Here is a 6,686-nt window from a genome sequence, read left to right on the forward strand (position 1 = left end):
AACGGCGTCGTGGGCCGAAGCTACTCCGGGCGGGGCGGCCCGGCACGGATGCGCGCGGGCCGTACGCGGAACGGATGCCCGTACGCGCGGCGGATAAAGTTCACCGGGGCCGCACCCCGTACCGCTACGACCGTTTGAGGAGACCACCGTGCTCGTTCTGCTGCCGCCGTCCGAAGGGAAGGCCGCAGGCCAGGCCGGGGACCCGCTGGACGTGGCCGCGCTGTCCCTGCCGGGCCTCACCGCCGCGCGCGAGACGGTGCTGACCGAACTGGTCGAGCTGTGCGCGGCGGACGCCGGCAAGGCCCAGGAGGTACTGGGCCTGAGCGAGGGACTGAAGGGCGAGGTCGCGAAGAACGCCGCGCTGCGGACGGCCGGCGCGCGCCCGGCCGGGGAGATCTACACCGGCGTCCTGTACGACGCGCTGGGCCTCGCGACGCTGGCCCCGGAGGCGCGCGCGCTCGCCGAGCGCTCGCTGCTCGTGTTCTCCGGGCTGTGGGGCGCGGTGGGCATCGCCGACCGGATCCCTTCGTACCGCTGCTCCATGGGAGTGAAGCTGCCGGCGCTCGGGGCGCTCGGCGCTTACTGGCGCGGGCCGATGGCGGAGGTCATGCCGGAGGCCGCCGGGGACGGTCTGGTACTGGACCTGCGTTCCGCGGCCTACGCGACAGCCTGGAAGCCGAAGGGCGAGGTCGCCGAGCGGACCGCGACCGTGCGCGTGCTCCAGTCGAAGATCGTGAACGGCGTCGAGAAGCGGTCCGTCGTCAGCCACTTCAACAAGGCGACGAAGGGCCGGATGGTCCGCGACCTGCTCTCGGCGGGCCTGGAACCGGCCGGCCCCGCGGAGCTCGTGGAGGCGCTGCGGGGACTCGGGTACGCGGTGGAGGCCGAGGCCCCGGCGAAGGCCGGCAAGCCGTGGTCCCTGGACGTGATCGTCACCGAGGTCTGACACCAATCGATCTGGTCCCAGTCGATCTGACACCAGTCGATCTGGCCTCAGCCGATCCGCCACCAGTCGACCCGCCACCAGTCGATTGCACAGGATGCAACGCTCGTTGCGAAGAATGCGGCCGAGGCGCACTATGAACGCGTGACTAGTGCTGCCTCTGCCTCCGCTGCCGCGTCCCCCGAGGGCTCAGTCCTCGGGCTCGCCCCCGTGATCCCCGTCGTCGTCATCGAGGACGCCGCCGACGCCGTACCGCTCGCCCGCGCGCTCGTCGCGGGCGGCCTGCCCGCGATCGAGGTGACGCTGCGCACCCCGGCCGCGCTCGACGCGATCCGGGCGATCGCGGCCGAGGTCCCGGACGCCGTGGTCGGCGCGGGCACGGTGATCACGCCCGAGCAGGTCCGCGAGACGGTCGCGGCGGGCGCCCGCTTCCTGGTGAGCCCGGGGTGGTCGGCGCCGCTGCTGAGCGCGATGAAGGACTCCGGCGTACCGTTCCTGCCCGGCGTCTCGACGACGTCGGAGGTCGTGACGCTGCTGGGCGAGGGCGTCACGGAGATGAAGTTCTTCCCCGCGGAGGCCGCGGGCGGCACGGCGTACCTGAAGTCGCTGGCCTCGCCGCTCCCCCAGGCCCGCTTCTGCCCGACGGGCGGCATCACGGAGGAGAAGGCACCGTCGTACCTTGCGCTGCCGAACGTCGCGTGCGTGGGCGGCACGTGGATGCTCCCGGCGGAGGCGGTACGCGCGAAGGACTGGGACCGGGTCTCGCAGCTGGCCCGCGGCGCGGCCGCACTGGCCTGACGGCACAACGCCCCTCAGGGGCGCGGGGCACTGCGCGACCGGCCACGACGGCGCGGCAGTCGGCAGCCGGGGCGCGGCCCCACCCCGGTGGCCGCGTCGGCCGGGCTCACCGCAGGTGCGACGTGTCGTTCAGCAGCCGCAGCGACGCGTTGCCGTCCGCGTAGTACGCGATCGCCGACAGCGACGCCGCGGAGAGTTCCATGCGGAACAGCGACTCCGGCGGGGCGCCGAGCGCCAGCCGGACCAGCGTCTTGACCGGCGTCACATGCGTGACGAGCAGGACCGTCTTGCCGGCGTACCGCGCCTGCAGCCGGTCCCGCGCCTGTGCGACCCGCCGCGCGACGGCCGCGAACGACTCGCCGCCGCCGGTCGGTTCGGCCTTGGCGGAGGCGAGCCAGGCGTTCAGGTCCTCCGGGTAGCGCTCGCGCACCTCGGAGAAGGTCAGCCCCTCCCACGCGCCGAAGTCCGTCTCGCGCAGCCCGTCCTCGATGCGGACGTCCAGGCCGAGCCGGGCCGCGATTGTCTCGGCGGTCTCCCGGCAGCGGCGCAGCGGGGAGCTGACGATCGCCTGCACCGTGCCCCGTACGGCGAGCGCGGCGGCGGCCTCACGGGCCTGCAGGCGCCCCGCTTCGGAGAGTTCGGGGTCCGAGCCGCCGCTCCCGGAGAACCGCTTCTCCGGGGTCAGCGCGGTCTCGCCGTGCCGCAGCAGTACGAAGGTGGTCGGCGCCCCGAGGTCGGCGGGGGCCGCCCAGCCCGAGGGCGGCGTGGCGGTGGCGGTCGCCCCGGCGGGCTCGCGCACCTCCGCCGCCAGCGCCGCGCGCGACGCGCCCGGCTCCCACTGGCGGCCCGCCGCGCCCGCGTCCATCGCCTCGTTGGCGAGCCGGTCGGCGTGCTTGTTCTGCGCGCGCGGAATCCACTCGTACGTGACCCGGTCGGGCGGGAAGACCGCCTTGGCCGTGGCCGCGAGCGGCTGCATGTCCGGGTGCTTGATCTTCCAGCGCCCGGACATCTGCTCGACGACGAGCTTGGAGTCCATCCGGACCCTGATCTCCGCCTCCGGGTCGAGCGCGTGGGCGGCCCGCAGCCCGGCCACCAGGCCCCGGTACTCGGCGACGTTGTTCGTGGCCGTACCGAGGTACTCGGCGGCCTCGGCCAGCGTCTCGCCGGTCTCGGAGTCGATGACGACGGCGCCGTAACCGGCGGGCCCGGGATTGCCCCGCGACCCGCCGTCCGCCTCGACGATGAACGTCCGCGGCATGGGGCCTACAGGCCCGAGTCCGGCGTACGGACCAGGATGCGGCTGCAGTTCTCGCAGCGCACGACCTGGTCGGGGGCCGCGGCCCGCACGTCGTTCAGCTCGGTGATGTCCAGCTCCAGGCGGCAGCCCTCGCAGCGGCGCTGGTAGAGCCGGGCAGCGCCGACGCCGCCCTGCTTCTCGCGCAGCCGGTCGTACAGCTTGAGCAGGTCGGCCGGGATGTCGGCGACGGTCAGCGCGCGCTCCTTGGTGACCGCGGCGGCCTCGTCGTCGATCTCGGCGAAGGCGGCGTCGCGGCGGCTGACGGCGTCGGCGACCTTGGCCTGGATGGCCTCCACCCGCTCGGTCAGCTCGGTGACGCGCTCCTGCGCGGACTCGCGGCGCTCCATGACCTCGAGGACGACGTCCTCCAGGTCGCCCTGGCGCTTGGCGAGCGAGGCGATCTCGCGCTGGAGGTTCTCCAGGTCCTTGGGCGAGGTGACCGCGCCGGAGTCCAGCCGCTGCTGGTCGCGGGCGGCGCGCTGGCGCACCTGGTCCACGTCCTGCTCGGCCTTGGTCTGCTCGCGGGCGGTGTCGCTCTCCTCGGTCTGCGCGGCGACGAGCAGGTCGCGCTGCTGGATGAGGTCGGCCTCCAGGGTCTGGAGCTCGGCCAGCTCGGGGAGGTTGTTGCGCTTGTGCGCCAGCTGGGTGAGCCGGAGGTCCAGGGACTGGACGTTCAGAAGGCGGATCTGGTCTGCGGGCGCGGCGTTCAGTTGGGGGCTCCTGGTGAGTCGGGGGTCGTGGAGGACGCCGCGTGGGCGGTCCAGGGGTCGGTGACCGTACGGGAGACGTGCGTACGCAGGTCCCAGCCGTGCCGGTCGGAGATCTCGTCGAGCTGCGCGGCCGCCTGCTCGCACCACGGCCACTCGGTGGCCCAGTGCGCGGCGTCCAGCAGCCCGAGCGGGCTCTTCTGGGTGGCCTCGGAGGCCGGGTGGTGGCGCAGGTCCGCGGTGAGGAAGGCGTCCACGCCCGCCGCGCGCACCTCGTCGAAGAGGCTGTCGCCGGAGCCGCCGGACACCGCGACCGTACGGACGGTACGGTCCGGGTCGCCGGCTGCGCGGATGCCCTGCGCGGTGGCCGGCAGCCGCTCGGCGGCGTAGCGGGCGAACTCCGCGAGGGTCATGGGGCGGTCGAGCTCGCACACCCGGCCGAGGCCGCGGCGGCCCGCCGGGTCGCTCGCGTCCGGCACCAGGGGGCGCAGCACGCGCAGGTCGAGTGCGCCGGCGAGGGCGTCGGAGACGCCGGGATCGGCGGTGTCGGCGTTGGTGTGCGCGACGTGCAGCGCGATGTCGTTCTTGATCAGCGTGTGGACGACCTTGCCCTTGAAGGTGGACGCCGCGACCGTCGTCGTCCCGCGCAGGTAGAGCGGGTGGTGGGTGACGAGCAGATCGGCGCCGATCTTCACGGCTTCGTCGACGATCTCCTGTACCGGGTCGACGGCGAAGAGCACGCGCTGTACGGGCGCTTCGGGGTCGCCGCAGACGGTGCCGACGGCGTCCCACGCCTCTGCCCGCTCGGCGGGCCACAGGGCGTCGAGGGCGGAGAGGACTTCAGACAGTGCGGGCACGGGTGGAAGGTTACCTCCCAGCACCGGCGGAACGCCCAGCCGCGGTGGCCCCGGAATGCGGGGCGCACCTGCGGCGGGTGCCCGGCGCACCCGCGGTGGACCGCCGCCGGACGCCGCGCTGCCCCCGTACGGGCCGACCCGGCTGGCACATCCGTCACATCACTCGCAGGCGAATCGGACAACAGCCACTCATACGCGTGAAGTGACCCATCACGCGTTGATCGACACGAAGTGCGAAAACTAGCTTCGACCGTGACTGGAGGTGACCATTCCATGACTGCCTGTGCAATCGAAGGCGTTGGAACCGACGGGAACACCGAGGACGTCACGGAGACCGCCGCTGCCGGACCGCCCGAGCTCCCCGGACTGCGGGGGCTCAGCGGGCTGCCCCACCGCCCCGCCGCGCTGACGCTCACCGCCGACGGGTCGTACGCCGCGCGGCTCGTCCAGGGGCCGGGCGGCGCCTGGTACCCCGAGCGCTGGACGCTGGACGGCTGCGAGCCGTACGCGGTACCGCTCCCCGGCCGCCGTCCCGAGCAGCCGGACAGCAAGCTGCTGCCGCTCAGCGACGGCCGGGTGCTGATCCTGCGCCGCACGGAAGGCCACTGCACGGTCGCCCTCCTGTACCCCACGGGCCCGGGCACCGGCGAACTCCCGCTGGGCGCCGTGGAGACCGCGGAGCTGACGCTGCTGCCGCCCGCCCCCGGGGGCACGACGGCCCACGCGCTCGCCCCCGTGGGCGGCGACGGCGCGGGCCGGGCCACCGCCGTGTGGCTGCTGCACGGCGGGGCCGAGGGCCCGCAGCGGATCGCCCTGGTGCCGGGCCGCTGCACCGGCGGCGCCTGGCTGGACCGGGAGGGCCGGCTGCTGGCCCTGGACCGCGAACTGGACGGCCTCACCAAGACCGTCGTGGTCGACCTCGGCCGGGACGGCGAGGTCAGCCCCCTGCTGCAGATCACGGAGCGGAGCAACGACCGGCTGCTGCTGGCCGACCCCGAGAGCGGGCTGATCCTGCTGCGGTCGGACGCTCCCGGGTACGACCGGATGGGCTGGGGCGTACTGGGCAGCACGCTGCCCGTGCGGTTCCCCGAAGCGCTGCGCTCGGCGGACGCCGCGCTGACCCCGTTTGCCGTGCAGCCGGGACAGGCGCTCGCCCCGGAGAGCTGCGCGGTGGCCTTCCGAGTGGACGCGGCGGCGGGCACCTGGCTCGCCACGTGGCGGCCGACGGCGAAGCGGCTGGACCGGCCGGCCGCGCCTCCAGGGTGGCTCGCCGGCACGGGCCACTGGACGCCGGACGGCGAGCTCCGGCTGCCGTACGCGACGCCGGCCACCCCGTGCGGCGTGGCGCGGGTGACCGTCCCGGGGGACGCGGCGGACGCGGCCCCCACGGACGCCGCGGCCCCGTCGTCCGCCCTCCCCGTACCGCGGTCGAGACCGGTCCCCGCATCGCATTTGCAACGCCTCACACGCCTCCCCTGGAACACCTCGTCCGCTTTGCCGCCGACTTCCGGAATCCGCACGGCCCCCTCGGGGTATCCGAACGACTGCACAACATCCCCACAATCGGACCCGGCCGCGGGGGAACCGCGCACGGACCGGACGCATCCCCAAATGTGCAGGCCAGTACCGCTGCAGCAGGCGCCACTGGCGGCCCGGGAGGCCCGGTAGAGCGGCAAAGCACGCCCCGTTAGAATTCGAAAGGGGGCTACGCAGCCGGTTGACCCGGCCACCGACGGTGATGCCGGGAGGTACCCCGGCGCAGCTGGCGGAGGTCCCGATGCGTACACCTGTAAGCGATCTGACGGAGTGACACTTTCCATGTCCGAAGCCCGAACCGACACGACCGAGGCGCGCCCGCAAGGGTCCCCCGCCCAGGCCGCCACGGCCGCAGGCTCCGGCAAGCACCGTGGCCCGGCAGCGAGCGAGGACGCGGCCGCGTCCGGCGCCGGGCGGCACCGCCGGCCCAAGAACTCCCGGGAAGCCTGAGCAGCACCGGCCCTCCCGAGTCGGGGGGGGGGGGGGGGGGGGGGGGCGGCGGGGGGGGGGGGCGGGCGCGCGCGCCCGGCGGGGGGGGGGGGCGCTGG

General features: G+C 74.5%; 7 protein-coding genes. 4 read left to right on the forward strand and 3 right to left on the reverse strand.

The annotated features are described in order from the left end of the window. Positions 1–148: 148 nt before the first annotated feature. Together yaaA and ACIGXO_RS12385 are read left to right on the forward strand one after the other, a co-directional pair. Positions 149–946: a peroxide stress protein YaaA gene (gene yaaA / locus ACIGXO_RS12380; RefSeq protein WP_399784265.1), complete on the forward strand. Its 798-nt coding sequence runs from the start codon at positions 149–151 to the stop codon at positions 944–946. Positions 947–1,087: 141 nt separating this feature from the next. Beyond that, positions 1,088–1,741, forward strand: coding sequence for a bifunctional 4-hydroxy-2-oxoglutarate aldolase/2-dehydro-3-deoxy-phosphogluconate aldolase (locus ACIGXO_RS12385; RefSeq protein WP_399784268.1), 654 nt, complete (start codon positions 1,088–1,090; stop codon positions 1,739–1,741). A 106-nt stretch (positions 1,742–1,847) separates the two neighbouring features. Here the strand turns inward: ACIGXO_RS12385 and ACIGXO_RS12390 are convergent, their stop codons facing one another. The 3 genes from ACIGXO_RS12390 to ACIGXO_RS12400 are packed head-to-tail and all read right to left on the reverse strand — an operon-like array spanning position 1,848 to position 4,602. Next, positions 1,848–2,999: a bifunctional RNase H/acid phosphatase gene (locus ACIGXO_RS12390; protein ID WP_399784271.1), complete on the reverse strand. Its 1,152-nt coding sequence runs from the start codon at positions 2,997–2,999 to the stop codon at positions 1,848–1,850. Positions 3,000–3,004: 5 nt separating this feature from the next. Then, entirely contained in the window at positions 3,005–3,748 is a 744-nt protein-coding gene (locus ACIGXO_RS12395; protein ID WP_399785625.1) for a zinc ribbon domain-containing protein, read from the reverse strand. Next, positions 3,745–4,602, reverse strand: a complete 858-nt coding sequence (locus tag ACIGXO_RS12400; protein WP_399784274.1) for a Nif3-like dinuclear metal center hexameric protein — start codon at positions 4,600–4,602, stop codon at positions 3,745–3,747. Before ACIGXO_RS12400 ends, ACIGXO_RS12395 begins: the two co-directional genes overlap by 4 nt. Positions 4,603–4,875: 273 nt before the next feature. Between ACIGXO_RS12400 and ACIGXO_RS12405 the strand changes: the two genes are divergently transcribed. After that, positions 4,876–6,270: a hypothetical protein gene (locus ACIGXO_RS12405; protein WP_399784278.1), complete on the forward strand. Its 1,395-nt coding sequence runs from the start codon at positions 4,876–4,878 to the stop codon at positions 6,268–6,270. Between the two features lie 150 nt (positions 6,271–6,420). Continuing rightward, positions 6,421–6,588 carry a hypothetical protein gene (locus ACIGXO_RS12410; RefSeq protein WP_399784280.1) on the forward strand — a complete coding sequence of 56 codons (168 nt, stop codon included), beginning with the start codon at positions 6,421–6,423 and terminating at the stop codon, positions 6,586–6,588. Positions 6,589–6,686 lie beyond the last annotated feature (98 nt).

Origin of the sequence: Streptomyces sp. NPDC053542 (genome assembly GCF_044544685.1) — a bacterium.
Lineage (GTDB): Bacteria > Actinomycetota > Actinomycetes > Streptomycetales > Streptomycetaceae > Streptomyces.

Excerpts from the sequence above, each read along its gene's own strand:
- ACIGXO_RS12405 (WP_399784278.1), top strand. The coding sequence starts at position 4,876 with ATGACTGCCTGTGCAATCGAAGGCGTTGGAACCGACGGGAACACCGAG.
- ACIGXO_RS12390 (WP_399784271.1), bottom strand. The coding sequence starts at position 2,999 with ATGCCGCGGACGTTCATCGTCGAGGCGGACGGCGGGTCGCGGGGCAAT.
- ACIGXO_RS12410 (WP_399784280.1), top strand. The coding sequence starts at position 6,421 with ATGTCCGAAGCCCGAACCGACACGACCGAGGCGCGCCCGCAAGGGTCC.